We start from the raw sequence: 26,767 nt of genomic DNA on the forward strand, positions 1-26,767 counted from the left end.
TAATAAATATTAATCAAAACTTACTTATTGATTAGGTTTAAGCTAAATGATCTCCACGGAAGACTTGCGCTTTATCAGGATGCTCGCCGGCCATCGCACGCTCGCCGACCTTGCCCGGGCAATGAATGTGACCCCGCCTTCCGTTACCCAGCGGCTCAAGCACATTGAAGACAAACTCTCGACGCCCCTGGTGCAACGGCCTTCCCGCACCGTCAGCCTGACCGAAGAAGGGCTGCTGCTGCTGGAGAAGGGGCAGTCCATCCTGAACGAGCTGGATGAACTGCAGGAACAACTGGCCGATCGAAAACGCCTGGTCGGCGGCAAGTTGCGCGTGCTGGCGCCGCTGGGCTTCGGCAACGAGCACGTGGCTCCCCTGCTTGGAGCGTACAAGCGGGCCCATCCGCAACTGGATGTTGAGCTGGAACTCTCGGATAACCCCGTCTGGTCCAGCTGCCACAAGTGGGATGTGATCATCTACATCGGCGCCCTGAGGGACTCTTCCCTGAAGATGGTGACCCTGGCCAGAAACCGGCGTTTTGTCTGCGCCTCGCCCGCTTACCTGGCCGCCCACGGCGAGCCGCGCAGCCCGAGGGAGCTGCTCCAGCACCAGTGCATCGCCCTGCGGGAAAACAACGAAGACGTGACCTTGTGGTCCTTCAGGCAGCGGAAAAGCAACAAGGAAGAGGTCATCCGGATACATCCGCAACTGGCCAGCAACGAAGGCCGGGTGGTCAAGGACTGGGCCCTGGCCGGGCTCGGCATCATCATGCGTTCGGAGTGGGACGTTCAGGCCGATATCGACAACGGCGGTCTGGTGCGTCTGCTGCCCGACTACCGGCTGCCGGATGCCGACATCGTCGCCCTGGTGAGCGGCCGGGGAGGAGAGCGCTCCGCCCGGGTCTCCGGTTTTCTCGCCGCGCTGAAAGCCTGTCTGCAGCCAGCGCCCTGGCTGGCCGGATAGCGGCTCTCGAGTTTCCATCACCATGAAGGTGCTGACTCTACAGCACGTGGGGCAGGGCGGTGAGCTGCCCGTCCGGCAGGGTCAGGTTGATGTTGTCTACCGCGACAAAGTCGCCGAAACGCTTGTTCAGGTGTTCAATCTTGATACTCATGGATCAACTCGCAGAATGTTGGTGGTTGTGCTGTTCGAGCCACTCCACCCCGGACTTGAGGGCGATGGTGACCAGGGCCAGACCGGTGAGGATGGAGGACACCGCGAAGGCGGCGGTGAACATGTACTCGTTGTAGAGCACCTCGATATGCAGGGGCATGGTGTTGGTTTCGCCCCGGATCCGCCCGGAGACGATGGCCACGGCCCCGAATTCGCCCATGGCGCGGGCGTTGCAGAGGATGATGCCGTAGATGAGGCCCCACTTGATGTTGGGCAGGGTCACGTACCAGAAGGTCTTGAGGCCGCTGGCGCCCAGGGTGAGGGAGGCTTCTTCCTCCTGCTTGCCCTGCTGCTCCGGGCACGGCAAAGATGATGCGCAGCTCATGGGCGCTGAGCCAGTCGCCCAGCCAGTCCTGGGAGCCGAACAGGATCACGAAAATCAGCCCCACCACCACCGGCGAGATGGCGAAGGGCAGGTCGATGATCGACAGCAACAGGGGCTTGCCGCGAAACTCGAACTTGGCGATGGCCCAAGCAATGGCCACCCCGAAGATGACGTTGGCGGGCACCACCAGCAGCACCACCAGCAGGGTGAGGCCGATGGCGGCGGCGCCGTTGTAGTCGTACTGTTCGGCCTTGGCCACGATCAGCAGCGGGGTGATCTCGGTCTGGTAGGGCAGGTTGCCCGAGATAAACACCACCGAACCGTATTCGCCGATGGCCCGGGCGAAGGCCAGGGCGAAGCCGGTGAGCAGGGCCGGCAGCAGGGCGGGCAGTATCACCCGGCGTACCGTGGTCAGCCGGCCGGCGCCCAGGCTGGCGGAGGCTTCCTCCCGCTCGGCTTCCAGATCCTCCAGCACCGGTTGCACGGTGCGCACCACGAAGGGCAGGTCGATAAGCCCGTCCACCAGCCGCTTGCCGGGAAAGGAATAGCGTACCAGCACCCAGGCCACCAGGGCGCCGAACACCAGGTTGATGGCGGCACCGATAAAGGCGGCCGAGAACGACAGCTTATAGGAGACCACCACCTGGGGATGGCTGATGGCGCGCCAGAACTCCTCCCAGCTCATCAGGCTGGTGTAGAGCAGCAGGCTGCCGACCGGAATCAGGAAAATAAAGGTCAGGTACAACAGCGAAAATCCCAGGGTCAGACCGAACCCCGGGATCACGCTGCGACGCCTGGCGGAGGAAAACATCATATTGCGCTCCTTAGCGGGGGCTCTCGGTTGGTTGACAAGCGGTGGTCATCTTCGCGAAGGCGGAGATCCATGACGGATTGCACTGGACTCCCGTCTTCACGGGAGTGATCACAGAGTCATCCGACGGTTTGTCCGCCGTTTGCGGGGCCCCGAGTTCTGTTCACTGTTAACGTTTGGCGATGCTTTCGAGAATAGCGTCGAACTTGCCACCGTCGTTGAAGTGGGTGTCCTGGGCCTGCTGCCAACCTCCGAACAGCTCATCCACGGTGAACAGTTCCAGCGCCGGGAAACGATCGGCAAACTCGGCGGCGATCCCGGGGTTGGACGGGCGGTAATAGTGCTTGTCGGCCAGGCGCTGGGCGTCATCGGTATAGAGCCCTTCCAGGTAGGCCTGGGCCAGGGCGCGGGTGCCCTTGCGGTCCACATTCTTATCCACCACCGCGACCGGCGGCTCGGCCAGGACGCTGACCGAGGGCACCACTATTTCGAACTGACCCTTGCCAAGCTGCTCTACCGCCAGGAAGGCTTCGTTTTCCCAAGCGATGAATACATCCCCCAGGCCGCGCTGTACAAAGGTGTTGGTGGCGCCGCGCGCGCCGGGATCCAGCCGGTGGCCGACTGTCTTGTCCAAGCTGAGAATGGGTGGCGCCGCGCGCGCCGGGATCCAGCACCGGCACGTTCTTGAACAGCTTCTCCACGAATTCGTAGGCTTTCTGCTCGTCGCCGCCATATTGCTTGAGGGCGTAACCCCAGGCGGCCAGGTAGTTCCAGCGGGCGCCGCCGGAGGTTTTGGGGTTGGGGGTGAGCACTTCCACGTCGTCGCGGATCAGGTCGTCCCAGTCCTTAATGTTCTTTGGATTACCGTCGCGCACCAGCAGCACTATGGTCGAGGTGTAGGGCGAGCTGTTGTTGGGCAGGCGGGACTGCCAGTTTTCCGGGATCAGCTCTCCGTGCTGGCGCAGGGCATCGACGTCGTAGGCGAGGGCCAGGGTGACCACGTCGGCGTCCAGGCCGTCGATCACCGAGCGGGCCTGGGAGCCGGAGCCTCCATGGGACTGGCGCACAGTCACCTTCTGGTCATGTTCGGCCTGCCACTGGTCGCCGAACCACTGGTTGTATTCCCGATACAGCTCCCGGGTGGGATCGTAGGACACGTTGAGCAGGGTCACCGGGCTGGCGGCCAGGCTGGCGAAGGCGGTGGCGGAAAGCAGGCCGGCAGCGGCCAGTTGCTTAAAGGTACGATCGCGTTTGGACATCCTTTTGTCTCCTGAGTCGATGATGGTATCGGGATCTGGAAAGGATGTTAGGGCAGGGGCTAACCTTTAAAAACGAAATAAAAAATAAATTGTTATCTGAAAAATGAATAAAGAAGATGACCGGTAATCAGGCGGAACAGCGGTGTGCACCCAGCCCAAGGTCCGGACAGAACCTAGGGCTGGGCGTCACTATCAGAACAAGAGATGGACGACCAGTCCGGCGAGGGCGCTCAGGCTGAGCACCAGGATCACATTGCGCTGGTAGCGGAACAGGGCGATGGCGGCGGCGAGGGTAATCAGGGCCGATGGCCAGTCGAACAGGCCGCTAAAGCCCTGGGGCCAGAGCACGTGATAGCCGAAAAACAGCGCCAGATTCAGGATCACTCCCACCACGGCGGCGGTAATGGCCGTCAAGGGTGCGGTCAGGTGGAGGTTGCCGTGGGTGGACTCCACCAGGGGACCGCCGGCGAGAATGAAGAGGAAAGAGGGCAGAAAAGTAAACCAGGTCACCAGGGCGGCAGCGGCGGCGCCGGCCAGGAACAGGCTGTCCGGGCCGAATAGTGCCTTGACATAGCCACCGACAAAGCCGACGAAGGCGACCACCATGATCAGCGGACCCGGTGTGGTTTCGCCCAGTGCCAGGCCGTCGATCATCTGGGTGGGGCTGACCCAGCCATGGTGGCCCACCGCGCCCTGGTAGACATAAGGCAGCACCGCATAGGCCCCGCCGAACGTCAACAGGGCTGCCTTGGTAAAGAACCAGCCCATCTGGGTCAGATCATGGGACCAGCCCAGGGCGGCGGTCATGGCCGCCATGGGCAACAGCCAGAGCAGGGCACCGATGAGCAGCACCCAACCCAGCCGCGACCAGCGGAAGACGGCGTGCTTCGGGGTGGGGGTGTCATCGTCGATGATTGCCGGACCGGCCGCGGCGGACGAGGCACCATGGCCGCCACCGGCCTGGAAGCGGGACGGGGTGATGCGGCCGCCGATGTAGCCGATCAGGGCGGCACCCAGCAGTATGGCCGGGAAGGGCACGTTGAAGGCGAAAATGGCGACGAAAGAAGCGGCGGCAATGATCCAGAGCACCCGGTTCTTCAGCACCCGGGCGCCGATACGCCAGGCGGCCTGGGCCACGATGGCGGTGACCGCCGGCTTGATGCCGTAGAAGACCCCTTCCACCAGGGGCACATCGCCGAAGGCCAGGTAGATCCAGGACAGGCCGATAAGGATGAACAGGGAGGGCAGTACGAACAGGATGCCGGCCACCAGCCCGCCTTTGGTGCGGTGCAGCAGCCAGCCGATATAAACAGCCAACTGCTGGGCTTCGGGGCCGGGCAGCACCATGCAGTAGTTGAGGGCGTGTAGGAAGCGCTTTTCGCTGATCCAGCGGCGGCGATCCACCAATTCGCTGTGCATGATGGCGATTTGCCCGGCCGGGCCGCCGAAACTGATAAATCCCAGCTTGAGCCAGAACAGCAGGGCCTGCCAGAAGCTGACCTCGGTTGGCGGCGCCTTGGTATCGGCGAGGGAGTGGTTCATCGGGAAACTTCCTTTTCAAAGGTGGTGAGTAAACCGTCGAAGACGGTGCCGGCGGCGGCCAGCAGGGCATCGTCGTCGCCGAGGGTATCGCGCAGGCCGGCCAGCAGGCTTTCGATGCCGCTGGCCTCGGGGGGCGGGACGCCACCCACGTCCAGGTAATGGACGATACCGGCCAGGCGCTGCAAGGCCGCCGTACCGAGGCCGAAGCTGGCCAAGAGCACCTCGAAGGTGACCAGGTCGCCGGCATGGCTGAAGGCGGCGCCGTCGAAGTCGAAGCCCAGCGCCTCGGGGGGACAATCCCGCACCGACGTCAGCCACAACAGTCGGGCGTCGGGATCGATACAGCGGCGGATCAGCCAGGCGCTGGCCAGCCGGTCGACCCAGGGACGGGCGCGGGTGGCCCACAACTTGTTCCGGTAGTCGGTGATGTTCAGCGCCGGCAGCGTGGTGCCGGTCGCGCTGGGCTCGTCAGGACTCATCCGGCGGGCTATTTCCCGTTCCAGGTGCACCAGGGCCGCTTCCGTCTGGCGTTGGGGCTGGTCGGGGAAGAAGTCGATGGCGGCCAACTGGCCGAAGCGCTTGCGCAACTTGCGTATCTGTTTGAGGTTATCCTGGGCCTTTGTGGCGGCCAGTCGCGCCTGCAGTTCGGTGAGCTCGCCTTGGAACTCGTTGAACTCGTCGGTGCGATCAAACCAGGGGAGAAAATCAGGCCCTTCCTCATTGCGGGTGTCGAGCAGAAAAGCGGTGCCGCCCTGTTCGTCAACATCTCGGGCGATGTGGCGAAGAGTCTGCCGAAGCCCGTCCCGTGCCGGCAGCAGGTAGACGCCGTCGCGCAACACGGCGGCGCCGGAGGCCTTGAGCGCCCGCCAGGCCCGCATGCGGGCGGTAGCATTCTCGGTGGGCAGCGTCAGGATCAACAGTAGCCAGTTCATAATGTATCGATTACTACATGTTTGTAGATGTTTCTACATTTTATGCTCTTTATTTCTCTGAACAAGCAATAACTCTCACCCCTGTGCCTCACTCCGTTGTCATCTTCCCGACATACAACCGGGCTACTTATAGCAGCACCGTGATTGTTCCGATACACCCCAAGGACCGCAGAGGTATCGTCATTGACCGCACAGCCCCATTTCCACCCAGGCACGCCGCCGTTGCGCATAGAAGGCGTGTACAAGTCCTTCGAGAACAAGCTCGCACTCAAGGGCGTCAGCCTGACGCTGGAGGCGGGACGGATCCTGGCCCTGCTGGGTCCTTCCGGTTGTGGCAAGACAACCCTGCTGCGCTGCATCGCCGGCCTGCTCCCCACCGACAGGGGAAGCATCTGGATTGGAGAGCAGGTGATGAGCGCGCCCGGTTTATATCGCCCGCCCGAGGCCCGGGAACTGGGCATGGTATTCCAGGATTATGCCCTGTGGCCCCATATGACGGTGGCCGAAAATGTCGAGTTTCCGCTCAAGATGCGCGGCATTGCCGGTAGCGAGCGGCGGCACAGTGTGGCCTGGGCGCTGGATACGGTCGGGTTGGCGGAGTTTGCCGGGCGTTCGCCGGAGACCCTGTCCGGCGGGCAGCAACAGCGGGTGGCCATGGCCAGGGCCATCGTTGCCCGCCCGCGGCTGCTGCTGATGGATGAACCCCTGTCCAATCTCGACAAGGGACTGCGTGAGTCGCTGGCCCTGGACATTCGTCGCCTGATAAAAGAGCTGGGCCTGTCGGCCGTATTTGTGACTCACGATCAACAAGAGGCCTTCGCGCTGGCCGATCAGGTGGCGGTACTGCAAGGCGGAGAGCTGCATCAGATTGCTGCTCCCCAAGTGCTTTATGACTTTCCGGCCAACGCCGGCATCGCGACCTTTCTGGGCAGTGGCATGGTGATCCCCGGCCGTTTTACCGCGCAGGGTTTTCACGTCGGTGAAGATGGCCATGTCCTGCCGTTCCACGCTCCGATGGCCCAGGACGAAGACGTGACCCTCTTCATTCCCCGGCGTGCGGTATCGGTGTGCGGGCAGCAGGCCACCGTCACCGCCGAGGTCGCCGCCGTGGTGTTTCAGGGCGAGCAGCATGGATTACGGCTGCGGTTGTCACCGAGCGTCGAGCTCACCTTGCACAGCCGCCATGCCCCCCGGGTCGGAGAACGACTGTCGCTGGCGGTCGATGCACCCTGCCTGCGTGCCTGGCGACTCGATGGCCAGGCTGTAAATGTTCATTCGGCACCCGTTTCCGCCCGGTCGGCACGGGACCCTATCCACAGACATGTCAACCCAAGGAAGCAGGATAATGAATTCACTGATTGGAAAGATAGCGCTCGGCGCGACCCTGATCGCAGGATTGAGCACACCGGTATGGGCGGGTAGCCTGACGGTTTACTCTGCCGGCCCGGACAACCTGATCGAGCGGTTGGCGGGTGACTTCAGTGCCGAAACCGGCGTGCGCGTGAACGTCTTCCAGGGCACCACCGGCACCGTGCTGGCCAGGCTGGAGGCGGAGCAGGCCAATCCCCAGGCCGATGTCTTCATCTCGGCATCCTGGGATTCGGCCCAGGATCTCAAGGCCCAGGGCCTGCTGCAGCCATATCAGTCGCCCAACGCGGCACAGGTTCCCGATTTCCTGAAAGACAGCCACTTCGTCGCGCAAGGGGTGTCGGCGCTGGCCATGGTGTGGAACAGGAACAGCCATACCCCCATGCCGGCCGACTGGTCTGATGCGGCCGATCCGGCATACCGGGATCAGGTGACCATGCCGGATCCCGCACAATCGGGGACGGCCTACCAGCTGGTAACCGGCCTGCTGAGCTCCCGGGGCGAGGAGGGGACCTGGGCACTGTTTGAACGGTTGAAAGAAAACGGCCTGGCCGTGCCCGGGCCCAACGCCCGCGCCCTGAATCCGGTGCTGCAGGGCGCCAAATCGGTGGTGTTCGGTGCGGTGGACTATATCGCGCTGGAGCAGCAGGCCAACGGCGAAGCCATAGAAGTGATTTTTCCCGCCTCCGGCACCGTGATCGCACCCCGGCCGATGATGATCCTCAAATCCAGCCGGAACCAGGAGCAGGCCATGGCTTTTGTGGATTTTGTGTTGTCCGGGCAGGGACAGGCCCGGGTAGCCGAGGTCTATCTGATGCCGGCCCGAAGCGACATCGCCGCCGAGCGTCCGACCATCAATGAACTGGCGCTGATCCCGGTGGATGACGCCGCCATGGCGGCCCGCCGGGAGCAGATACTGGAGCGTTTCCGCAACGCTGCGATGTAGCGTCGATGAGACCACGGGCCAGGGTCCGTGGTCCGGCCGTTTTTCTGCTTGCCATGGATGTTTATGACTAACGCCCTTTCCCGCCTTGTACCCAGGCGCCTGGATCTGACCCCTGTTATCATGCTGGCTACTGCGTTGGCACTGTGCCTGCTGGTCGGGCTGCCGCTACTGTACGTCCTGTTGCAGGCCGTGTTTCCCGAATTCGTCCGTGGCAGCCTGGCCCGGCCATTCGGCCTCCTGCTCCCGACCCTTGGCGAGCCGGCCCTGCTCGCACTGATGGGCAACACCATCAAGCTGGGGCTCTGTGTCGTGGCGGGCTCACTGTTGCTGGCCTTGCCGCTCGGCGCCCTGCGTGCGCTCACCCGGGTGCCCGGCGGGGCCTGCTGGGATCTGATATTTTTGTTGCCCTTTCTGATCCCGCCTTATATCGCGGCCCTGTCCTGGATGCTGACCCTGCAGCCGCGCGGTTATCTGCAGCAATTGTTCGGCTTTCACTTGGAGGCCTTCCTGTTTTCCTTCTGGGGTGTGGTCTTTGTGATGGTGCTGAATGTCTTTCCCGTGGTGTATTTCGCCGCTTCCCGCACACTGGCGGCCGTCGGCGGGCGCTATGCCGCGGTCGGCCGGGTGTGCGGCGCCCGTCCCCGGCAGGCGCTGTGGCGGATTACCTTGCCCCTGTCCATACCGGGCCTGGCCGCCAGTAGCCTGCTGGTGTTCGTGCTCACCATCGAGGAGTTCGGCACACCGGCCACCCTGGGGGCCCAGGCGGGGTTTGAGGTACTGGTGACGGGTATTCATCGGCGTTTTTCCGACTGGCCCCTGGATATCCCGGGAGCGGCCGTTTTGTCACTCCTGCTGGTGCTGCTGGCCATGGTCGCCTTTTACTGCCAGCACTGGCTGGTTAACCGCCACTCCTACGTGGCGGTGACCGGCAAGCCGAATCGCGGCGCCCTGATGGAACTGGGGAAGTGGCGATATCCGGTCCTGCTGCTGTTTGCATCGGTCGGCTTTATTGCCGTGGGCGTGCCCGTGCTTGCCACCCTGGCCACGGCATCCACGGGAACCCTGAGCGGGGGCCTGGCCTGGAGTAATTTTTCCGGTCGGCACTTCGTTGCCCTTTTCAACGACAGGGCCGGTGCCCTGCAGGCGTTGGGCACCAGCCTGACCCTGGCCACCGGCGCGGCGCTGATAACGGGGGTACTGGGTGCCCTGATCGGCTATCTGGTGGTGAGGGTCAACAGCAAGGCCAGCCAGGCGCTCGATTTTCTTTCCCTGCTGCCGAACGCCATGCCGGGCATCGTGGTTGCGGTCGGGCTCATCCTGGCCTGGAACCAGAGCTATTGGCCCGTTCAGGTCTACAACAGCGGTGCCATCCTGCTGCTGGCCTACACCTGCCTGCTGCTGCCTTATCCGGTTCGTTACGCCAATGCCGGCCTGCGCCAGCTCAGCGCCAACCTGGAGGCGGCCGCGCGCGTCAGCGGCGCCGGCTTCGTGCGCATGTTCCTCCACGTGCTGCTCCCCGCGCTGGCCCCCAGCCTGCTGATGGCCATGCTGCTGGTGTTTGCCATCGCGTCGCGTGAACTGGTGGCGTCGCTGCTGCTGGCCCCGGCGGGGATGGTGACCATTTCCACTTTTGTCTTCAAGCAGTTTGAACAAGGGTCGCCGGGGCTGGGCATGGCCATGAGCGTGGTGGCCATCTTCACTACCTCGGCCCTGATACTGGGCGTGACGCTCTTCACCCGGAAGAAACTGCCCATGCATGGCTAGCGCCGGTCAGGGCTCTGCGGCCCCGAGCAGCCATTCCCGAAAAGCGGTCATGGCGGGGGTTTCGGCCCGCGACTGCAGGCGCGTCAGCCAGTAGCTTCCCAGGCTGACGGCGGTGTCGAAGGGTTGTACCAGATCCCCGGCGGCCAGGTGGCGGGAAAACATCAGGGGAGGAGCCAGGGCCAGGCCCGCGCCCTGCAGCGCCGCTTCCATCATGGCGATGGACGAGTCGAACACCATGCTTCCCGGCACCGGCAGGGTGGCGGTCACCCCGGCGGCCAGCAGCCATTCCGTCCACTCGTCGGCCCGGTAGGATCGCAGCCAGGTTTCGTTCAACACATCGACGGGGCTGCTGAGCCGGGCGGCGATGGCGGGAATGCACATCACCGACAGCGAGGCCGGCAGCAGGGGGTGTGCCGCTATGCCGTGCCAGGCGCCGGTGCCGAAACGGATGGCGTAGTCGAGTCCTTCGGCGGCGATGTCCACCCTGTTGTTGTTGGTGGAGAGGCGCAGGTCGACGAAGGGGTATTTTGCCTGGAAATCCGCCAGACGGGGCAGCAGCCAGCCCACGGCGAAGGTGCCCACGGCCCCTACGCTCAGCACTTCCCGGTAGTTGCCGTCCCCGAGCCGTCCCAGGGTGTGGGTGATCTGGTCGAACGAGTCGCGCAGCACCGGCAGCAGCAGTTCGCCTTCGCGGGTGAGCATCAGCCCGCGGGGCAACCGTTTGAACAGGGTCACCTGCAGCTGGTGCTCGAGGCTCTTGACCTGGTGGCTGACCGCGGCCTGGGTGACGCACAGCTCGATGGCCGCACGGGTAAAGCTCAGGTGCCGGGCCGAGGCCTCGAAGGCCCGCAGCGCCTTTAACGGCAGATAGGGACGTACCATACAAACCCTCAAATTTTTCTAATGGCTCATGCAAAATATCGCCGTTTGTCGATTCGGACGGAGCCCCGTATGTTAGGCGCCTGCAGCGGCCCGCCAAGACTCCGGCGAGCCATGCCGACAGCAACGGGCCGCCTCGTAGCCAAGCCAGCGACGACGGCCGATAACCTGATACACGGGAACAGGATCCTATCATGAGCAAGATTTTAGTGGCAAAAGCAAGCCTTATCGCGGTCGGTTCGCTTCTGTTTGGTGGCGCCGCCTGGGCTGCCGACGGCGAGGCAAGGGCGCGGATTGACGCGCTGGTGAACGAGACTATCGAGCCCCTGCTCGCCGAGCACCGTATCCCGGGGATGGCGGTGGCTCTCAGCCTCGATGGCCAGAGGTATTATTTTAATTACGGTGTCGCCGATCGGGAGGCGGGCGTGAAGGTCACGGAAGACACCCTGTTCGAAATCGGCTCCGTCAGCAAGACCTTCACCGCTACCCTGGCATCCTACGCCCAGACGGTTGGCGCCCTTTCATTCTCCGATCCCGTCAGTCGGCATCTGCCGGCGCTGGCGGGCAGCCGGTTCGATGAGATACACCTGCTCGAACTGGGCACCTACACGGCGGGCGGCCTGCCCCTGCAGTTCCCCGATCCGGTGCGGAGCGAGGAGGACATGCTCGATTATTACCGTCACTGGCAGCCGGACCATGCCGCCGGCAGTCATCGGCTCTACTCCAATCCGAGTATCGGCCTGTTCGGCTACCTGGCCGCCCGGAGCCTGGACGAACCCTTCGAGGAACTGATGGTAAAACAGCTGTTTCCCCGGCTCGGCCTGAGCCACAGTTACCTGCAGGTGCCACCGGCGCAGCAGCCGCACTACGCCTGGGGTTATTCGAAGGAGGACAAGCCGGTGCGGGTGAATCCGGGCATGCTGGACGCCGAGGCCTACGGGGTGAAAACGAGCGTGGCCGATCTCATGACCTTTGTCGAGGCCAATATGGATGACGCCGAACCGGATGCGACCCTGCGCCAGGCCATGGCGGACACCCGGGCGGGCTACTTCCGCGTGGGCGACATGACCCAGGGACTGGGATGGGAAAGCTACGACTACCCGGTCACGCTCGAACGGCTGCTGGCCGGAAACTCGGCGCCGATGACCCTGGAGGCCAACGAGGCCGTCCGGCTCAGCCCACCGTTGCCGCCGCGAAAAGAGGCCTGGTTCAACAAGACCGGCTCGACCAACGGCTTTGGCGCCTATGTCGCCTTTATACCCAGCCAGCGGGTCGGCATCGTCATGCTGGCGAACCGGAACTATCCCAATCCGGCGCGCGTTCAGGCGGCTCACCGGATCCTGACAGCGCTGGCGGCCGAACCCGGGAGCCGGCGCGATTGATCAACTCCCGGCGCAAGATCCGGAGTGCCGGTGGGGGAATGGGGGGCTATGCTCAAGGCCGTTATCTTGCTTTCAGGAGACCCTCATGACCCCTTCGACTGACGATACCGCCCCCTCCGTCGGTAGCGGCATGGCACCCGCCGGCGACCGGTTGGCCCTGTCGCTTTCCCTTCCCGCCGGTTTTCGCCCCGGCGACATCCTGGCCTTTCACCGTCGGGACCCCGAGGCGATCGCGGAGAGAGTGGACGAGGCGGGCCTGCACAAGGGGCTGCTGTGGCAGGGGAGGCCGGCCTGTTTGAGCATTCGTTTTCAGGACTCGGCCGCCGAGGTGGGGCTGGCGGTCGACGGCCGGGTAACGGCGGACGATTCGTCGGCGCTCGAGGCCATGGTGAAACGCATGCTCGGCCTGGAGCAGGATGTTGCCGCCTTCGAGGCACGCTACCGGGAGCATCCGCAGCTCGGTGGCCTGCTCGCCCGCCAGCGGGGGCTGCGGGTCCCGCTAACCGCCAGCCCCTTCGAAGCCCTGGTGTGGGCGGTGACCGGCCAGCAGATCAGCGTATCGGCGGCGGTATCGATCCGGCGACGCCTGCTGCTGGCCGCCGGGCTGCGCCATTCCTCCGGGCTGCTCTGCCACCCCGAGACTCGGCAACTCGGCGAACTGGGCGAAGAGCGCCTGCGCCGGGCCGGTTTCTCCAGGGCCAAGACCGCCACCCTGCTGGCCCTGTGCGAACAGGTCGGGTCGGGCCAGCTGCCGCTGGAACACTGGCAGCGGACGCTGCCGGTCGATGAAATGACGGCGCGGTTGGGGGCGGTGCGCGGCATCGGCCCCTGGACAGTCAACTATACCTTGCTGCGCGGCTTCGGCTGGCTGGATGGCTCCCTGCACGGGGACGTAGCCGTGCGTCGGGGCCTGCAACGCCTGCTCGGCGAACCCGGGCCCCTGGCCGAAGCCGAGGTCAGGCGCTGGCTGGCGACCTTTTCCCCCTGGCGTGCCCTGCTGGCCGCCCACCTCTGGACCATGCAGAGCGCCATCGCCTAGCTGTTTACGGGGCGCCGGTGTCCACGGCATTACCTGGCCGGTTGCCAAACTTGCGTGTGCGGATAGAAGGCGTACCAGGCAAACCAGTAACCCGGCTGCCCTGCCAGCTCTGTTCCGTTTTCCTCGAAGAAGCGTGGCTGCCCTCCCGGCTCGACCAGAATACGGATCCTCTTGCCGCCCAGGGCGTCGAGCAGGGGCCCCTGGTGTTCCTGCAGGGTGGCATGGGGATAGGCCCTGGCTTCACCGTTCACGATAAGCCCTGTGACCATTTCCTTCAGCGGCAGGGCCCGGCTCTGCTCGCGCACCGGAAACATCAGCTGGTTGCGGCGGGCGTATTCCCGGTAAGGGTCGCGGCCGTAGTCGCGCAGATGGCCGGTATCGGCGGACAATACCAGTGTTTCCGTGTGGATCTTGCGCCAGGACTGCCAGGAGGTGAGGGTCAGCGGCAGGGTTTGCAGTACCTGCCCTTTCATCGGCCCCGTTACCGCCTCGGCCAACACCTGGGACCAGAGTGATTCGGTCTGGCGATCGTAGAGCAACACATTGCTGTTGTAGAGCAACCCCGACACGCCAAACTCCAGTGGTTGGCCCCCGCTTTCGGCGACCAGCACGGTGGCGGTGGCACAGAGGGGGCAGTAGGTCACGGCGATGGCCTGGCCGCCGAAACGGTCGTTGACCACCTCGTGCCAGTTGAGGATAGCCACGGGATAGGCCTTGGTTTCGCCGTTATGTACCACGCCAATCACTTCTTCCTCCGGGCCCAGCATCCGGTCCGCCGCGACCGCGTCCATAAACCGGGGACGGTCGATGGCGGGAATGCCGTCTCGGGGTGGTCCACCCCGCAGTATTTCCGCTGTGGGCACCAAAGCTCCCGCCAAGTCGAAGCCGTTGAGGTAGGGGCCCTGGGCGGCGCCGGGCCCGGGTGCCAACCCCAGCAGCAAGACCAGGCCTGCCAGCGTCAATAGGGTGGATACCGGTTGCAGGTGGTGAAGGATCTTGTCAACGCTCATGCCGCCTCCTCGCGTTATTGCCGTTAGCGGTTGCCTGTTTAGTTAATGACGAGAAGAAGGAGCCTTTTCTTACCGAAAAATCATCGGGCCCCTGGTGATTTTTTTGTAAGAACCGGCGGGGGTGGCGCGACTTAGTGAGTAACCGTCAGGCGAGAACGTGATGACGGCAGGGCAATCATTCGGATTGTCCCGGCCTTAGGGGGAAACAACTGCTTTCACCAGGCCGCCAACTCAAGAGAAAGGGGAAGCATCATGAACGCGATCACTTCACTTATGCTGGCTGCCGTATTTGCCTTAGGGATCTTACCCGCCCAGGCTGCAACGACAGTAAGTAACCAGCCGATTATTCAGACCCTGTCAATGGGGGATGGCGTCGACAACCGTCATTGCATGCTAATGAAAAAAAGAGGGGCAAAACTGCCCGGATACTGCGGGCCCCAATAAGGCTCGTTACCGGTAGGCCGGCATTGTTGGCAAACGGCAATGCCGGCCTGGCTATGGTGTAAGAAGAAGCTTCTTGTCTTGTCATCACTCCTTGTGCCGGTTTGTTAGTTTTGCCCAGCCAGAGGATGGCGCGTCTGGGAAAGTTTAAGGAGAAATCACATGTTTCAATGCCAGTCCCATTATCGATTGACCCCGGTGGCCGCCTTTGTGTCGGCGTCCTTGCTGGCCCTGACCCTGGCGGGCCCGGCCCAGGCCGTGACGGCGGCAAGCCTGGACGGGCAACTGGTCGCCATGAGCAAAAAGCCCTGCGTGGCCAACCCCTGTGCGGCCAAGAACCCCTGGGCGCGCAGGGGCAGGGCGAACAGCAACAGCGCCAGCATCAGGGCGGTTTTCATTTGGGTTCCTCCTTGCCCAGCGCCGCTGGCTCAATGGCCTTGCTCCCGCCCAGCCGCCAGCGGTGGTAGCGGGCCAGCCAGGTCAGCAGCCGCTGCGGGGCATGGGCCTTCTTCCACTCGCCGGCGGCGTACTTGTTGGCCTCGCTCAGGGTGGGATAGATGTGGATGGTGGCCAGCAGCTTGTTGAGCCCCAGATTGTGGCGCATGGCCAGCACGTATTCCGCCAGCAGCTCGCCGGCGTGCTCGCCCACTATGGTCACCCCCAGGATCCTGTCCTTGCCCGGTACCGTCAGCACCTTGATAAAGCCGTGATCGGCGCCGTCGGTGATGGCCCTGTCCAGATCCTCCAGCCCGAAGCGGGTCACCTCGAAGGCGATGTTCCTGTCCCTGGCCTCGGCCTCGGACAAGCCCACCCGGGCCACCTCCGGATCCACGAAGGTGCACCAGGGGATCACCGAGTAGTCCACCTTGAAGCGTTTGAACTGGCCGAACAGGGCGTTGACGCTGGCGTACCAGGCCATGTGGGCGGCGGTGTGGGTGAACTGGTAGCCGCCGGCCACGTCGCCGGCGGCGTAGATGTTGGGGTAGAGGGTTTCCAGGTAGTCGTTGGTCTCGAGCTTGTGTTCGGTGTCGATGCCCAGGCTCTCCAGGCCGTAGCCGGTCAGCCGGGGGCGGCGGCCCAGGGCTACCAGCAGATCGTCGAAGGCCAGCGCGACTTCCCGTTCGTGATGGCGGACGATAAGCCGCTTGCCGTTGTCATCCCGCTCCAGCAGCAGGGGCTGGTGGCCGGTCAGCACCGTGATGCCATCGGCGATGAGCGCTTCCTTGACCAGCTCGCTCACTTCCTCGTCTTCCTTCGGCATCAGCCGGGGGTTGCGCTGCACCAGGGTCACCTCCGATCCCAGCCGGGCCAGGGCCTGGGCCAGCTCGCAGCCGATGGGGCCGCCACCCAGCACCAGCAACCGGCGGGGCGGGGTGTCCCTCTCCGCGAGGGCCTGCCACAAGGTGTCGCTGGTGAGATAGCCGACTTCTTCCAGCCCCGGCAGTTCGGGCACCAGGGGTTCGGCCCCGGCGGCGATGATGACGGCGCGGGCGCTCAAGCGGCGGCGGCCGCCGTCGCCCTGGCTGACCTCCACCGTCCAGGGATCGAGCAGGCGAGCGTGGCCCTGCAGTACCTCCACCCCCAGGGCGGTGTAACGCTCCACGCTATCATGGGGTTCCACCTTCTTGATGATCTCCTGCACCCGCGCCATCACCCGCTTGAAGCTGAAGGTGGGTTGGGTGGCGTGGAGGCCATAGCGGTCGGCGTGGCGCATCTGGTGGGCCAGCCTGGCGCTGCGGATCAGCGCCTTGCTCGGCACGCAGCCGGTGTTGAGGCAGTCACCGCCCATCTGGCCCGCCTCGATCAGGGTGACCCTGGCCTTGACGGCGGCGGCGATATAGGCGCTGACCAGGCCGGCGGCGCCGGCACCGATCACGATGAGGTTGCGATCGAAATGGCGGGGTTTTTGCCATCTCTGGTAGACCCGGCGGCGCTGCATCAGGCGGACCAGGTGGCGGGCCAGCAGCGGAAAGATGCCGAGCAGGGCGAAGGAGAGCAGCAGGCCCGGGGAGAGGATGCCACCGAGGGAGTCGAGGGCGGCGAGCTGGGTGCCGGCGTTCACATACACCAGGGTGCCGGGCAGCATGCCGAGCTGGCTCACCCAGTAGAAGCGGCGGGCGGGAAAGGGTGTCAGCCCCATCAGCAGGTTGATCAGGAAAAAGGGGAACACCGGCACCAGCCGTAGGGTGAACAGATAGAAGGCGCCGTCCCTGGCAATACCCTCGTTCACCGGTTTGAGCCGGTCACCGAAGCGGTGCTGCACCTGGTCGCGCAGCAGGAAGCGGGCCACCAGAAAGGCCAGGGTGGCGCCCAGGCTGGAGGCGAAGGACACCAGCACCAGCCCCTGCCAGAGGCCGAACAGGGCGCCGGCGGCCAGGGTCATGATGGCGGCGCCGGGCAGGGACAGGGCCGCCACCAGCACATAGAGCAGGAAGAAACCGGCGGCGGTAAGCCAGGGCGACTGGGCGCGCAGGGCGGCGAATTCCGCCTGGTGCTGTTTGAGCGCCGCCAGGGTCAGCCACTCGTGGCCGCCCAGGACGAAGAAGAGCAAGGCGAGCGTCAGTAACACCAGCAGCAGGATAAGCTTTTTCATAGGGGTTCCTTGTCGCGGCCTTAGGCACGGCGGGCCGCCGTATGCGAGTGAGTCATGCCTTTATCGTCTCGCCGGCGAGGCGGATTATTACAGATTGGAAGAAAAAGCCGCCATGGGTGCGGGAAACACGAAAAAAAGATGGTGCCCTGTAATAAAGCCCAGCATCCGCACGACGTAATAACCAGGCCGGTATCGACGCCGGTTGTTATCCGTTCACCCGCCTTTAAGGAAACCCTATGAAACTGTTCAATGCCCTCTTGTTGTCCTTCGGCCTGCTGCTCGGCGGCCAGGTCGCCGCCGCCGATATCCGGCCCTTCAGCCAGCCGCTGTTCGAGCAGTTGCAGGCCGAGGGCGCGCCCGTGCTGGTGGACGTATACGCCGACTGGTGCCCGGTGTGCAAACGCCAGGAAGCGGTACTGACGCCCATGCTGGCCGAGCCGGCCTTTGCCGATTTGACCCTGCTCAAGCTGGACTTCGATAGCCAGAAGGATGAGCTCAAGGCCTTCGGCGTCAGCCGCCAGAGCACGCTTATCCTGTTCCGGGACGGTGAGGAACTGGCCCGGGTGCTGGGGGAGACCGATCCCGCCCGGCTGCGCATCTTCGTCGAACAAGCCTACTGAGGACGACGGATGGATCTCGGACTCACCACCCTGGGGCTCAGCCTGCTGGCCGGCCTGCTGACCACGCTGTCGCCCTGCGTCCTGCCGTTGCTGCCGATAGTGGCGGCCTCGGCCATGGCCCGGCAACGACTCGGGCTCTTCACCCTGGCGCTGGGCATGGCGCTGTCTTTCACCCTGGTGGGGGTGGGCATCGCCTCGGTGGGCCTGGCCCTGGGGCTGGATGAGCGGCTGCTGCGACTGACCGCCGCCGTGCTGATGTTGCTGGTGGCGGCCTGGCTGCTGAGTGCCCGGCTGCAGGCCTGGTTCAGCGGCCACGCCGCTGCCCTGAGCGGGCGCGGCCAGGTCTGGCTGAGCGGCTTCAACCCGGACTCGGCCAGCGGCCAACTGGGCGTAGGCCTGCTGCTCGGCCTGGTGTGGACGCCCTGCATCGGCCCCACCCTGGGCGCGGCCATCGCCCTGGCGAGCCAGGGCCAGAGTTTGGCCAGCGTGTCGGCGGTGATGCTGGTGTTCAGCCTGGGCGCCGTGGTGCCCCTGGTCGCGGTGGGTTTGCTGTCCCGTCAGGGCTTTGCCAAGCGGCGGGCCGGCCTGGCCGGGGTGGGGCAGGGTGGCCGCACGCTGATGGGGGTGAGCCTGCTGGCGGTGGGCCTGCTGGTACTCACCGGCGGCGACAAGGTGCTGGAGATCTGGCTGTTGCAGCACAGTCCTGCCTGGCTGCTGGATCTGACCACCCGTTTCTGAATGGGCCCCTGGCCCGGGACGCTCGCTCAAGGAGAACATCATGGTTGATCTGCCACTTACCGCCCTGATCGGCACCCTGGCCCTGGTGGGCCTGGCCAGCCTGTGGCTGGCGCCCCGGGTGCGCACCGCCGACGGCTTTTTCGCCGGCCGCGACGAGCAGGGCGCCCAGCCCGGGGTGCTGACCCTGACCTTTTCCCAGGTGACCACCTGGATCTTCGCCCGCTCCCTGCTCAATGCCGCCATTCTCGGCTATTTGTTCGGCATTGCCGGGGCCCTGGCCTATACCGCCTATTACGGCTCCTTCCTCACCGGCTGGCTGATCGTGGACCGGCTGCGCTACCGCCATGGCGCCGGCAATATCCAGGGCTTTCTCGCCGCCCGCTTCGGCCCCTGGGGCAGCGGCTGCTTCAACCTGCTGATCTCGCTGCGGCTGCTCACCGAGGTGTTCGCCAACCTGCTGGTGGTGGGCATGGTGTTCGGGGTGGCGGGCTCGGCGGCCTATACCTGGTCCATCCTGGCGGTGGCCGGCCTGACCCTGGCCTACTCCATGGGCGGCGGCTTGCGGGCTTCGCTGCACACCGATGTGCTGCAGATGGGTCTGCTGCTGGTGCTGATCCTGGTGCTGGCGGCCATGGCCCTGGGGCACCCGTTGTTCGACTGGGGCGCGGTGCTGGCCAGCAGCCCGGACTGGTCCAGTCCGGGCTGGATCCTGCTGGCGGTGGCGTTGTTGCAGGTGCTGAGTTACCCGCTGCACGATCCGGTAATGATGGACCGGGGCTTTATCGCCGACCGGAGCACGACCCGCCGCAGCTTTATCCATGCCTTCTGGCTGTCGGCCCTGCTGATCCTGGCCTTCGGCCTGCTCGGGGTGTTCGCCGGGTTGCACGGCGGGGAAGACCAGGACGTGCTGGTCACCCTGCAGCGGCTGTTGGGCGCGCCGGCCATGCTGGTGCTGGGCCTGACCCTGGTGATCTCCGCCGCTTCCACCCTGGACTCCACCCTGTCCAGCGCCGCCAAGCTAATGGTGGTGGACATGGGTCTGGGGCGTTCATCCACCCGCAACGGCCGGCTGGCGATGGCGCTGTTCGCCCTCGGCGGCCTGGCGTTGGTGTTCACCGGCAGCCACGATCTGTTCGACGCGGTGGCGGTCAGTGGCACCGCCTCCCTGGCGCTGACCCCGGTTGTCCTGTTCAGTATCCTGGCTGGGCGTGAGGTGGCCCGCTGGAGCTTCCTGGCCAACTTCGGCCTGGCGATGGCCGGCGCCGTGCTTTACTTCCTGGAAAAAGGCGGCCGCATCAGCCTGATCGGCGATTTGTTCGGGGTGGAGCACAGCTACGCCAAGCTGCTGGTGGTGACGCTCTTTATCCTGTTGTCCGGCCTGCTGTGCTTCGCCCTGGGGCTCAAGCCCAGGGCGGTGATCGGGGAGCAGCAGGCATGAACCCCGGAAGAAGCTGCCCGCTCCACTACCGGCTGCAACCGGAGCGGCTGGCGCTGGGGCCCGTCCAGCGGGCCGACAGCCTCTACCTGGCGGGGGGGCTGTATGGCAACTGGGCGGCGCTCAAGGCGATACTGGCGCTCAGGATGCAGGAGCAGCTCGTCGGCCGGGGCGGGGTGCGGCTGTGCCTACCCCGACTGGGTGGAGGAGGGGGTGGTAAGCCGCTCCAACGCCATCATGGCTCGGTTGCAGCGGCTGGCCGCCGACCAACCCCGGCTGTCCAGCATGATGCGGGTGAATTCGGACAGGGCATCGAGCCGGGCGTCGGGCAAGGCGGTACCCGCCCGGATGGCATCGGTGACCTCGGCCGGTACGCCGGAGGCTTTACCCGCCAAGGTGCTATGGGCGGCCAGGCAGTAGTGGCAGCCATTCTCCCGGCCGATGGTCAGGAACACCACTTCCTGCTCCACCGGGCTGAGGGTGCTCTGGGTACGGAACAGGTTGTAGCCGTGCAGACAGGTCTCCAGCAGGGCCGGGGAGTTGACCATGCGGGCGTACATGTTGGGAATAAAACCGACCCGGGCCCGGGCTTTGTCCGGTACGGCCCAGGCTCATGGCATCACTTTTGGACTGATTGGTTCATAAGTGCGGGTCAGCATGCGTCCGGCCTCACGTCTGCGGATCATTCTCTTGTCTTTCTCTCGTGCCGGAACCGGGATCATCGTCGTCGGGCGCATCGGTGCGGCCGGCATAGTTCCTGGCTATCAGGCGGATCACCGGCAATTGCTGGCCGAAGTTATGGCAGCCCTTGCACATCAGGGTGTGCAGCCGGAGTGCCAGTTTCTCGCCCGTGGTCAGGGGCCTGTCCTGGCTTTCCGACATCAGCCGGGTGGCGTCTCGACAATTCAGCATGTGCAATCCTCCTGGCGTTGCCATTTATTCTCGAGGCACTCGCGCAGGCGCAGTCGGGCACGGTACAACAGCACATTGAGGTTGCTGACCGTAAGCTCAAGCTCCTGGCAGATCTCGGGACTCTCCAGAGCGATAAACTCCCGCATCATAAACACCCGTCCCTGATTGGGGGGCAAATGATCCAGGCAAAGTTCGAAAATTGCCCAGAACTGCTCGTCCTCGAAACTGGCTTCGGGGGAGCTCCAGCGGACGGGCATTTCCTCCCGGTGCCAGCGGCCGCTCTGGTTGAACAACATCTCTTCCGGATCCTGCTCCTCATTACTGGTCAGGCTGGACGCGGTGACCAGATGCCGGTTCTTGCGAATAATATCGGCGATCTTGTTTTTCAGGATGGCGAATACCCAGTTCTTGTAGGCGGCCCGGCCGGTAAAGGAGTCGGCATATTTGAAGGCGCCGAGCAGGGCCTCCTGAACCGCGTCTTCCGCCAGGTGAGGATCCCTGAGCTGCAGGGTGGCGAAGCGAAGCATTTGCCGGCGCAGCTGCTCCGACAGCAACTCCGGATGGCGGCCCGGCCCTGGATGATGAAGGTCATCGTGAAGTCGTGGCATCTTGGCTCTTCTGTCGTTCTGGATGATATGGCTAGACTGTAGTCCTTTACCATCGTGGTGGCTACCGGGGGTGCAGGGCGCCACCGCAGCTGCTGCCCTGGCCGGCGGTGCAGCCGTAGCAGTGCTCGGCCACGCGGATGGGCTGACCTGCCAGCTCCCGGTGCAGCAGATCCCGCAGGTGCGGGCGGCCTGCGCCGGGCAGGCGCAATCCCAGTTGCTGGTTGAAGTCGCAGTCGTACAGGTAGCCCTGCCAGTCCACGCTGACCAGGTTGCGGCACATCAGCCCGGGCAGGTTGGCGGCAGAAAAATTGTCTTTCAGCAGGCGCAGGTAGTCGTGGAATTGGCGTTTGCTCAGCAGGTAGTCGCCGAAGCGTTTGATCGGCATATTGGCCAGGGCGAACAGCCGGTTGAAGCGAATGCCGAAGTGCTCCCACAGCTCGCGCCGGTAGTCGGCTTCCAGGGCCTCCTGGGGCGGAGGCAGGCTGGGTCCCTGGGGGTTGTAGATAAGGTTCAGGACGAGATCCGAACCAGGCTGGCCGTAACCCAGCCGGTTGAGCTGTTGCAGGGCGGCAATGCTCTTGTCGAAGGTCCCCTTGCCCCGCTGTTTATCGACGTTTTCCAACGAATAGCAGGGCAGGGAGGCCACCACTTCCACCCGCTGGCCGGCCAGGAACCCGGCCAGATCCTGCTGGCCCGGCTCGAACAGTATGGTGAGGTTGCAGCGATCGATCACCTTCACCCCCAGCCGGCGGGCCTCGGTAACCAGGGCCCTGAAACCGGGATGCAGCTCGGGGGCCCCGCCGGTCAGATCCAGGGTCTGCAGGCTACGGGCTTTCAGCACTCGCGGGATCAGGGCCAGGTTGGCCTCATCCATCATTTCGGTGCGGTGGGGGCCGGCGGCCACATGGCAGTGCACACACTTCATATTGCACTTGTAACCCAGGTTGACCTGCAGCGTATCCAGGCTATCGCGACGAATGGCCGGGAAGTCGGTTAAATCCAGTAACGGGAGCGTGTCTCTCATAGCGTGCCTCGGTCGGGTTATCCTGCATCAAGCTACAGTCGCGCCTTGAATCGGTTTTATTACATCAGTATGGGTATAAAGAGGGGGTTCACGGTGTTTTCCTTCTGGCACGGCTCCACCAGGGCGGTGGTAATGTGATCTGGCTCCTTGGTTGCGGCACGGGGAGGCGGATGGCATTTCCGAGCCGCCCGCTTCCTGCTATGCTCAGGCTGTTAACAAAGGAGGGCCGGATGCGGATATTGTTTGCCCTGCTTGGCAGTATTTCGTTGGGGTTGGGGGTGCTGGGGGCGTTTTTGCCGATTTTGCCCACCACGCCATTTGTGTTGTTGTCGGCATTTTTGTTTGGCAAGTCTTCCCCCCGGGTTCACGCCTGGTTGGTGAATCATCCCTGGTTCGGCGGCATGATCCGCGACTGGCAAGCCCATCGCGGCCTGCGCGCCCATGTACGCAGAAGAGCCCTGCTGATGATGGCGATCAGCTTCTCTTTTTCCATCTATATAGTGCCGCTGTGGTGGGTCAATGTGGGCCTGGTGCTCACATTTTTGGCGCTGCTGGTGTGGTTTTTGCGCTTACCCCTGGTCCCCGACCAGCCTGCGGTTGCAATGAAACAGACTAGGCCCTAAGCTAGCCGCAATTCAACCTTATATGCCATGCCCGTGCCGTATCCGGGCCTAACAAGGCTGCCTGTCCGTTATGAAACAAGAAACCCTGAAGCTGATTGCCGACAGTATTGTCTCCATTCCCGATTACCCCAAGCCGGGTATCATTTTTCGCGATATCACCAGTCTGGTGGAAAATGCCGAGGCCTTTCGCCTGACCATCGAGACCCTGGTGGAGCAGTATCGCCATTCCGGCATCAACAAGGTGCTGGGTACCGAGGCCCGGGGCTTTATCTTCGGTGCCCCGGTGGCGGCGGCCCTGGGCGTGGGCTTTATTCCGGCGCGCAAGCCGGCCAAGTTGCCACGCGAGGTGATAGAGGTGGCCTACGATCTGGAATACGGCCAGGACAGGCTGCAAATCCATGTGGATGCCATCGCTCCCGGCGAGAAAGTGCTGATCGTCGACGATCTGCTGGCCACCGGCGGTACCGTGGAAGCGGCGGTCAAGCTGGTACGGCGCTGCGGTGGTGAAGTTCAGGACGCGGCCTTCGTCATCGCGCTGCCGGCGCTGGGCGGGGTACAGAAATTGACCAGACTGGGCGTCAAGGTGACCAGCCTGGTTGAATTCGATGGCCATTAATTCCCGATGAGTTATCAGGTTCTCGCCAGAAAATGGCGACCCCGGCGTTTTGCCGAGGTGGTGGGCCAGCAACATGTGCTCACCGCCCTGGTCAACGCTCTGGCCCAGGGGCGGCTGCATCATGCCTACTTGTTCAGCGGTACCCGCGGCGTCGGGAAAACCTCTATCGCCCGGCTGCTGGCCAAGGCCCTGAACTGCGAAACCGGTGTGACCCCGGAGCCCTGCGGCCAGTGTGCCAGTTGCCAGGAAATCGAACAGGGGCGCTTCGTCGATCTGCTGGAAATAGACGCTGCCAGCCGCACCAAGGTGGAAGATACCCGCGAGTTGCTCGACAATGTGCAATACCAGCCGGCCCGGGGCCGCTTCAAGGTGTACCTGATCGACGAGGTGCACATGCTCTCCCGGCACAGCTTCAACGCCCTGCTCAAGACCCTGGAAGAGCCGCCGCCTCATGTGAAGTTCCTGCTGGCCACCACGGATCCACAGAAGCTGCCGATCACCATTCTCTCCCGCTGCCTGCAGTTTCACCTGAAAAGCCTGGAGCCGGGTCTGATCGACGGCCAGCTGCGCCATATCCTGCAGCAGGAACACTTGCCGTTCGAACCCGAGGCCACCGCCGCCCTGGCGCGGGCGGCCGACGGCAGCCTGCGTGATGCCCTGAGCCTGACCGACCAGGCGCTGGCCTTCGGCAATGGCCGGGTGCAACTGGCTCAGGTGGAGGCCATGCTCGGTAACCTCAATCGCCAGCAGTTGCTGGCGCTGGTGGACGCGGTGCTGGCCGGTGACGGCGAGGCGCTGCTGGCGCGGGTGGCCGACCTGGCCGGCATGGGGCCGGATTACGATCAAATCCACAAGGAGCTGATCGGCTTCTGGCACCAGCTGGCGCTGGCCCAGGTGGTCCCGGCCCACAACCTGCCCCATGCCGCCGAGCTCAACCGGCTGGCGCCGCTGGTGTCGGCCGAGCAGATCCAGCTCTATTACCAGATTTGCCTGCAGGGCCGTAAAGACCTGCCCTTTGCCCCCGACGGTCGCTCGGCGCTGGAAATGACGCTGCTGCGTACCCTGGCTTTTCGCGCCGAGGCGCCGACCACTGCGGCCCCGGCTGCCGGAGCTGCCCCCGTAAAAAAGCCTGAGCCGCCGTTGCCCGACGCCGCCCCGGAAGGGACGGACGACGATGAGGCCATGGCGGCTACACTGTTGCAGGAGCAGGCCGAGATCCTGACCGAGGCCGGTCGCATGGGACACCCGGCCACCCTTGCCAACGGCGAGGCGCCGGCACACACTGCTGCGCAACCGCAACCGCAACCGCAACCGCAACCGCAACCGCAACCGCAACCGCAACCGCAACCGCAACCGCAACCGCAACCGCAACCGCAACCGCAACCGCAACCGCAACCGCAACCGCAACCGCAACCGCAACCGCAACCGCAGGAACCTGTCCGGGAATCAGTGTTGCCGGCAGCGCCGGGCGATATGTCGTCGGCACCCGAAGCGATAACGGATGAAGCCGCGGCCGAGGTGGCCCGTATCCGGCGTTTGCTGCAAACCCGCAACCGGTTGCGCAGCCAGGAGCCGGAAAGATCGGCGCCGCCGGCGGCCAAGGTCGAGACCAAGGCCTCCCTGGTGACGGCACCGGCAACGGGTACGGCGCCACCGAGGCCGGTACCGGTGCGACCCGCCCCCGAGCCCAGGCCGGCGGCGGACGAGCTGCCGCCGCTCGATGCCTACGAGGACATGCCCTGGGATAACGACGACCTGCCCCCCTGGCAGGGCGAGCCGATGGCACCCGCAAGCACAGCCACCGAGCCGGCGCCTGCCCGCGCCGGGCCGGCTCCCGTTCCGGTTAGTACAACACCGCGTCCGGCGTCGGCTACCAAACCCGCCCCCGTGCCCTCAGGCCCGGCAACGAGCGCCGTCAGGCCTGCGCCCGCCGGAACAGGGCCGGCGCCGCTCAAGGCCTCCAGCCTGTTGCCCCAGGCCGAGGACGAATGGACCCTGCTGGTGGCATCCCTGTCCCTGGGAGGGCTGCTGCGGCAACTGGCCATGCACAGTACCCTGGAGCGCCACGGCGCCGAGTGGCGGCTGTGGTTGCGCTCCGCGCACCGTCACCTGCTGACCGACAAGACCCGGCAGGAGCTGGAAACGGTGCTCAACGAGCGGCAGCAAGCGCCGATCAGCCTGGCGGTGCACATCGGTGAGGGAGAGGGGCAGACTCCTTTTGAAATTGAACAACTGTTGTATCAGGCGGCCAAAGTGCGTGCTAAAGATGAAATCGAGGCCGATGATGCGGTACAATTTTTTATCTCGCGCTTTGCCGCCGTGCTCGACAGCGACAGCATTGAACCCATGGCGCAGTAAGGCGCTGCGTTTGTTAACCCATCAATTAAGAGTGACAACCTATGTTTGGTAAAGGTGGACTTGGAAATATCATGAAGCAGGCCCAGCAGATGCAGGAAAAAATGCAGAAGCTGCAGGAAGAGCTGGCCCAGATGGAAGTGGTGGGTGAGGCCGGCGCCGGCCTGGTCAAGGTCACCATGACCGGCAGCCACTCGGTGCGCCGTGTCGAGCTCGACGACAGCCTGCTGGAAGACGACAAGGAACTGTTGGAAGACCTGCTGGCCGCCGCCGTCAACGATGCCGTACGCCGTATCGAAGAGCAGAACAAGAGCCGCATGGCCGAACTGACCGGTGGCATGCAGTTGCCCCCGGGCTTCAAGATGCCTTTTTAA

At 64.3% G+C, this 26,767-nt stretch carries 25 protein-coding genes and 2 pseudogenes; 14 read left to right on the plus strand and 13 right to left on the minus strand.

What is annotated here, in order from left to right; genetic code table 11:
• Positions 1-46: 46 nt before the first annotated feature.
• Positions 47-961: a LysR family transcriptional regulator gene (locus ACEVBK_RS08570; RefSeq protein WP_375058181.1), complete on the plus strand. Its 915-nt coding sequence runs from the start codon at positions 47-49 to the stop codon at positions 959-961.
• A gap of 154 nt (positions 962-1,115) precedes the next feature.
• On the opposite strand, the gene ACEVBK_RS08575 is transcribed toward ACEVBK_RS08570, so the two are convergent.
• From ACEVBK_RS08575 to ACEVBK_RS08595, 5 genes and pseudogenes are all read right to left on the minus strand, one after another.
• The gene (locus ACEVBK_RS08575; RefSeq protein WP_375058533.1) at positions 1,116-1,496 is read right to left on the minus strand and encodes an ABC transporter permease subunit; all 381 of its coding nucleotides are present in this window, start codon (positions 1,494-1,496) and stop codon (positions 1,116-1,118) included.
• A 142-nt stretch (positions 1,497-1,638) separates the two neighbouring features.
• Positions 1,639-2,310, minus strand: a pseudogene (locus ACEVBK_RS08580) (ABC transporter permease subunit); the annotation flags it as partial.
• Between the two features lie 166 nt (positions 2,311-2,476).
• Positions 2,477-3,566: pseudogene (locus ACEVBK_RS08585) on the minus strand (sulfate ABC transporter substrate-binding protein).
• A 192-nt stretch (positions 3,567-3,758) separates the two neighbouring features.
• On the minus strand, positions 3,759-5,108 hold the full coding sequence (gene chrA / locus ACEVBK_RS08590; protein WP_375058182.1) for a chromate efflux transporter: 1,350 nt from the start codon (positions 5,106-5,108) through the stop codon (positions 3,759-3,761).
• On the minus strand, positions 5,105-6,040 hold the full coding sequence (locus ACEVBK_RS08595) for a chromate resistance protein ChrB domain-containing protein (protein ID WP_375058183.1): 936 nt from the start codon (positions 6,038-6,040) through the stop codon (positions 5,105-5,107). The genes chrA and ACEVBK_RS08595 overlap by 4 nt, the downstream gene beginning before the upstream one ends.
• Positions 6,041-6,223: 183 nt before the next feature.
• Between ACEVBK_RS08595 and ACEVBK_RS08600 the strand changes: the two genes are divergently transcribed.
• The 3 genes from ACEVBK_RS08600 (at position 6,224) to ACEVBK_RS08610 (ending at position 10,118) form a co-directional block, all read left to right on the plus strand.
• Entirely contained in the window at positions 6,224-7,462 is a 1,239-nt protein-coding gene (locus tag ACEVBK_RS08600) for an ABC transporter ATP-binding protein (protein WP_375058184.1), read from the plus strand.
• Positions 7,386-8,354: an ABC transporter substrate-binding protein gene (locus ACEVBK_RS08605; RefSeq protein WP_375058185.1), complete on the plus strand. Its 969-nt coding sequence runs from the start codon at positions 7,386-7,388 to the stop codon at positions 8,352-8,354. Before ACEVBK_RS08600 ends, ACEVBK_RS08605 begins: the two co-directional genes overlap by 77 nt.
• Positions 8,355-8,417: 63 nt before the next feature.
• Positions 8,418-10,118 carry an ABC transporter permease gene (locus ACEVBK_RS08610; RefSeq protein ID WP_375058186.1) on the plus strand — a complete coding sequence of 567 codons (1,701 nt, stop codon included), beginning with the start codon at positions 8,418-8,420 and terminating at the stop codon, positions 10,116-10,118.
• Positions 10,119-10,124: 6 nt separating this feature from the next.
• Here the strand turns inward: ACEVBK_RS08610 and ACEVBK_RS08615 are convergent, their stop codons facing one another.
• Positions 10,125-11,000, minus strand: coding sequence for a LysR family transcriptional regulator (locus tag ACEVBK_RS08615; protein WP_375058187.1), 876 nt, complete (start codon positions 10,998-11,000; stop codon positions 10,125-10,127).
• Between the two features lie 191 nt (positions 11,001-11,191).
• Between ACEVBK_RS08615 and ampC the strand changes: the two genes are divergently transcribed.
• Positions 11,192-12,379: a class C beta-lactamase gene (ampC, locus tag ACEVBK_RS08620; protein ID WP_375058188.1), complete on the plus strand. Its 1,188-nt coding sequence runs from the start codon at positions 11,192-11,194 to the stop codon at positions 12,377-12,379.
• Between the two features lie 85 nt (positions 12,380-12,464).
• On the plus strand, positions 12,465-13,418 hold the full coding sequence (locus ACEVBK_RS08625) for a DNA-3-methyladenine glycosylase family protein (protein ID WP_375058189.1): 954 nt from the start codon (positions 12,465-12,467) through the stop codon (positions 13,416-13,418).
• Positions 13,419-13,447: 29 nt separating this feature from the next.
• Here ACEVBK_RS08625 and ACEVBK_RS08630 read toward each other — a convergent pair whose 3' ends face one another.
• Positions 13,448-14,428: a DUF3179 domain-containing protein gene (locus ACEVBK_RS08630; protein WP_375058190.1), complete on the minus strand. Its 981-nt coding sequence runs from the start codon at positions 14,426-14,428 to the stop codon at positions 13,448-13,450.
• A 252-nt stretch (positions 14,429-14,680) separates the two neighbouring features.
• On the opposite strand from ACEVBK_RS08630, the gene ACEVBK_RS08635 reads away from it, so the two are divergent.
• Positions 14,681-14,872 carry a hypothetical protein gene (locus tag ACEVBK_RS08635; protein WP_375058191.1) on the plus strand — a complete coding sequence of 64 codons (192 nt, stop codon included), beginning with the start codon at positions 14,681-14,683 and terminating at the stop codon, positions 14,870-14,872.
• Between the two features lie 179 nt (positions 14,873-15,051).
• Here ACEVBK_RS08635 and ACEVBK_RS08640 read toward each other — a convergent pair whose 3' ends face one another.
• Positions 15,052-15,267 carry a hypothetical protein gene (locus tag ACEVBK_RS08640; RefSeq protein ID WP_375058192.1) on the minus strand — a complete coding sequence of 72 codons (216 nt, stop codon included), beginning with the start codon at positions 15,265-15,267 and terminating at the stop codon, positions 15,052-15,054.
• Positions 15,264-17,462 carry an FAD-dependent oxidoreductase gene (locus ACEVBK_RS08645; protein ID WP_375058193.1) on the minus strand — a complete coding sequence of 733 codons (2,199 nt, stop codon included), beginning with the start codon at positions 17,460-17,462 and terminating at the stop codon, positions 15,264-15,266. Before ACEVBK_RS08645 ends, ACEVBK_RS08640 begins: the two co-directional genes overlap by 4 nt.
• Before the next feature lie 236 nt (positions 17,463-17,698).
• Between ACEVBK_RS08645 and ACEVBK_RS08650 the strand changes: the two genes are divergently transcribed.
• Genes ACEVBK_RS08650 through ACEVBK_RS08660 form a run of 3 tightly spaced genes read left to right on the plus strand, consistent with a single transcriptional unit; the run spans position 17,699 to position 20,258 of the window.
• A complete protein-coding gene (locus ACEVBK_RS08650) occupies positions 17,699-18,082 on the plus strand; it encodes a thioredoxin family protein (RefSeq protein WP_375058194.1) in 384 nt (127 codons plus the stop codon).
• Positions 18,083-18,091: 9 nt separating this feature from the next.
• Positions 18,092-18,820, plus strand: coding sequence for a cytochrome c biogenesis CcdA family protein (locus tag ACEVBK_RS08655; protein ID WP_375058196.1), 729 nt, complete (start codon positions 18,092-18,094; stop codon positions 18,818-18,820).
• Positions 18,821-18,860: 40 nt separating this feature from the next.
• Positions 18,861-20,258, plus strand: coding sequence for a hypothetical protein (locus ACEVBK_RS08660; RefSeq protein ID WP_375058197.1), 1,398 nt, complete (start codon positions 18,861-18,863; stop codon positions 20,256-20,258).
• 185 nt (positions 20,259-20,443) lie between these two features.
• Here ACEVBK_RS08660 and ACEVBK_RS08665 read toward each other — a convergent pair whose 3' ends face one another.
• From ACEVBK_RS08665 to arsS, 4 genes are all read right to left on the minus strand, one after another.
• Positions 20,444-20,803, minus strand: coding sequence for a carboxymuconolactone decarboxylase family protein (locus ACEVBK_RS08665; protein ID WP_375058198.1), 360 nt, complete (start codon positions 20,801-20,803; stop codon positions 20,444-20,446).
• 121 nt (positions 20,804-20,924) lie between these two features.
• Positions 20,925-21,167 (minus strand): zf-HC2 domain-containing protein, encoded by a 243-nt coding sequence (locus ACEVBK_RS08670; protein ID WP_375058199.1) that lies wholly within the window; start codon positions 21,165-21,167, stop codon positions 20,925-20,927.
• Positions 21,161-21,775: an RNA polymerase factor sigma-70 gene (locus ACEVBK_RS08675; protein ID WP_375058200.1), complete on the minus strand. Its 615-nt coding sequence runs from the start codon at positions 21,773-21,775 to the stop codon at positions 21,161-21,163. Before ACEVBK_RS08675 ends, ACEVBK_RS08670 begins: the two co-directional genes overlap by 7 nt.
• Positions 21,776-21,836: 61 nt before the next feature.
• Positions 21,837-22,799, minus strand: a complete 963-nt coding sequence (arsS, locus tag ACEVBK_RS08680; protein ID WP_375058201.1) for an arsenosugar biosynthesis radical SAM (seleno)protein ArsS — start codon at positions 22,797-22,799, stop codon at positions 21,837-21,839.
• 230 nt (positions 22,800-23,029) lie between these two features.
• Here arsS and ACEVBK_RS08685 point away from each other — a divergent pair, with 230 nt between their 5' ends.
• The 4 genes from ACEVBK_RS08685 (at position 23,030) to ACEVBK_RS08700 (ending at position 26,767) form a co-directional block, all read left to right on the plus strand.
• Positions 23,030-23,422, plus strand: coding sequence for a YbaN family protein (locus ACEVBK_RS08685; RefSeq protein ID WP_375058202.1), 393 nt, complete (start codon positions 23,030-23,032; stop codon positions 23,420-23,422).
• Positions 23,423-23,492: 70 nt separating this feature from the next.
• The gene (gene apt / locus ACEVBK_RS08690) at positions 23,493-24,038 is read left to right on the plus strand and encodes an adenine phosphoribosyltransferase (RefSeq protein ID WP_375058203.1); all 546 of its coding nucleotides are present in this window, start codon (positions 23,493-23,495) and stop codon (positions 24,036-24,038) included.
• A 6-nt stretch (positions 24,039-24,044) separates the two neighbouring features.
• Entirely contained in the window at positions 24,045-26,396 is a 2,352-nt protein-coding gene (gene dnaX / locus ACEVBK_RS08695; RefSeq protein ID WP_375058204.1) for a DNA polymerase III subunit gamma/tau, read from the plus strand.
• A gap of 41 nt (positions 26,397-26,437) precedes the next feature.
• Positions 26,438-26,767, plus strand: coding sequence for a YbaB/EbfC family nucleoid-associated protein (locus ACEVBK_RS08700; protein WP_375058205.1), 330 nt, complete (start codon positions 26,438-26,440; stop codon positions 26,765-26,767).

The organism is Zobellella sp. DQSA1 (genome assembly GCF_041950555.1).
In the GTDB taxonomy this organism is placed as follows: domain Bacteria; phylum Pseudomonadota; class Gammaproteobacteria; order Enterobacterales; family Aeromonadaceae; genus Oceanimonas.

What these genes read in the sequence shown, in the direction of transcription:
- ACEVBK_RS08670 (WP_375058199.1), bottom strand. Translation starts at nt 21,167, where the DNA reads ATGCTGAATTGTCGAGACGCCACCCGGCTGATGTCGGAAAGCCAGGAC.
- ACEVBK_RS08615 (WP_375058187.1), bottom strand. Translation starts at nt 11,000, where the DNA reads ATGGTACGTCCCTATCTGCCGTTAAAGGCGCTGCGGGCCTTCGAGGCC.
- ACEVBK_RS08665 (WP_375058198.1), bottom strand. Translation starts at nt 20,803, where the DNA reads ATGGTCAACTCCCCGGCCCTGCTGGAGACCTGTCTGCACGGCTACAAC.
- ACEVBK_RS08595 (WP_375058183.1), bottom strand. Translation starts at nt 6,040, where the DNA reads ATGAACTGGCTACTGTTGATCCTGACGCTGCCCACCGAGAATGCTACC.
- ACEVBK_RS08650 (WP_375058194.1), top strand. Translation starts at nt 17,699, where the DNA reads ATGAAACTGTTCAATGCCCTCTTGTTGTCCTTCGGCCTGCTGCTCGGC.
- ACEVBK_RS08610 (WP_375058186.1), top strand. Translation starts at nt 8,418, where the DNA reads ATGACTAACGCCCTTTCCCGCCTTGTACCCAGGCGCCTGGATCTGACC.
- ampC (WP_375058188.1), top strand. Translation starts at nt 11,192, where the DNA reads ATGAGCAAGATTTTAGTGGCAAAAGCAAGCCTTATCGCGGTCGGTTCG.
- arsS (WP_375058201.1), bottom strand. Translation starts at nt 22,799, where the DNA reads ATGAGAGACACGCTCCCGTTACTGGATTTAACCGACTTCCCGGCCATT.
- ACEVBK_RS08575 (WP_375058533.1), bottom strand. Translation starts at nt 1,496, where the DNA reads ATGAGCTGCGCATCATCTTTGCCGTGCCCGGAGCAGCAGGGCAAGCAG.
- ACEVBK_RS08660 (WP_375058197.1), top strand. Translation starts at nt 18,861, where the DNA reads ATGGTTGATCTGCCACTTACCGCCCTGATCGGCACCCTGGCCCTGGTG.
- ACEVBK_RS08570 (WP_375058181.1), top strand. Translation starts at nt 47, where the DNA reads ATGATCTCCACGGAAGACTTGCGCTTTATCAGGATGCTCGCCGGCCAT.
- ACEVBK_RS08685 (WP_375058202.1), top strand. Translation starts at nt 23,030, where the DNA reads ATGCGGATATTGTTTGCCCTGCTTGGCAGTATTTCGTTGGGGTTGGGG.
- ACEVBK_RS08645 (WP_375058193.1), bottom strand. Translation starts at nt 17,462, where the DNA reads ATGAAAAAGCTTATCCTGCTGCTGGTGTTACTGACGCTCGCCTTGCTC.
- ACEVBK_RS08635 (WP_375058191.1), top strand. Translation starts at nt 14,681, where the DNA reads ATGAACGCGATCACTTCACTTATGCTGGCTGCCGTATTTGCCTTAGGG.
- apt (WP_375058203.1), top strand. Translation starts at nt 23,493, where the DNA reads ATGAAACAAGAAACCCTGAAGCTGATTGCCGACAGTATTGTCTCCATT.
- ACEVBK_RS08675 (WP_375058200.1), bottom strand. Translation starts at nt 21,775, where the DNA reads ATGCCACGACTTCACGATGACCTTCATCATCCAGGGCCGGGCCGCCAT.
- ACEVBK_RS08605 (WP_375058185.1), top strand. Translation starts at nt 7,386, where the DNA reads ATGAATTCACTGATTGGAAAGATAGCGCTCGGCGCGACCCTGATCGCA.
- ACEVBK_RS08655 (WP_375058196.1), top strand. Translation starts at nt 18,092, where the DNA reads ATGGATCTCGGACTCACCACCCTGGGGCTCAGCCTGCTGGCCGGCCTG.
- chrA (WP_375058182.1), bottom strand. Translation starts at nt 5,108, where the DNA reads ATGAACCACTCCCTCGCCGATACCAAGGCGCCGCCAACCGAGGTCAGC.
- ACEVBK_RS08630 (WP_375058190.1), bottom strand. Translation starts at nt 14,428, where the DNA reads ATGAGCGTTGACAAGATCCTTCACCACCTGCAACCGGTATCCACCCTA.
- ACEVBK_RS08625 (WP_375058189.1), top strand. Translation starts at nt 12,465, where the DNA reads ATGACCCCTTCGACTGACGATACCGCCCCCTCCGTCGGTAGCGGCATG.
- ACEVBK_RS08640 (WP_375058192.1), bottom strand. Translation starts at nt 15,267, where the DNA reads ATGAAAACCGCCCTGATGCTGGCGCTGTTGCTGTTCGCCCTGCCCCTG.
- ACEVBK_RS08700 (WP_375058205.1), top strand. Translation starts at nt 26,438, where the DNA reads ATGTTTGGTAAAGGTGGACTTGGAAATATCATGAAGCAGGCCCAGCAG.
- dnaX (WP_375058204.1), top strand. Translation starts at nt 24,045, where the DNA reads ATGAGTTATCAGGTTCTCGCCAGAAAATGGCGACCCCGGCGTTTTGCC.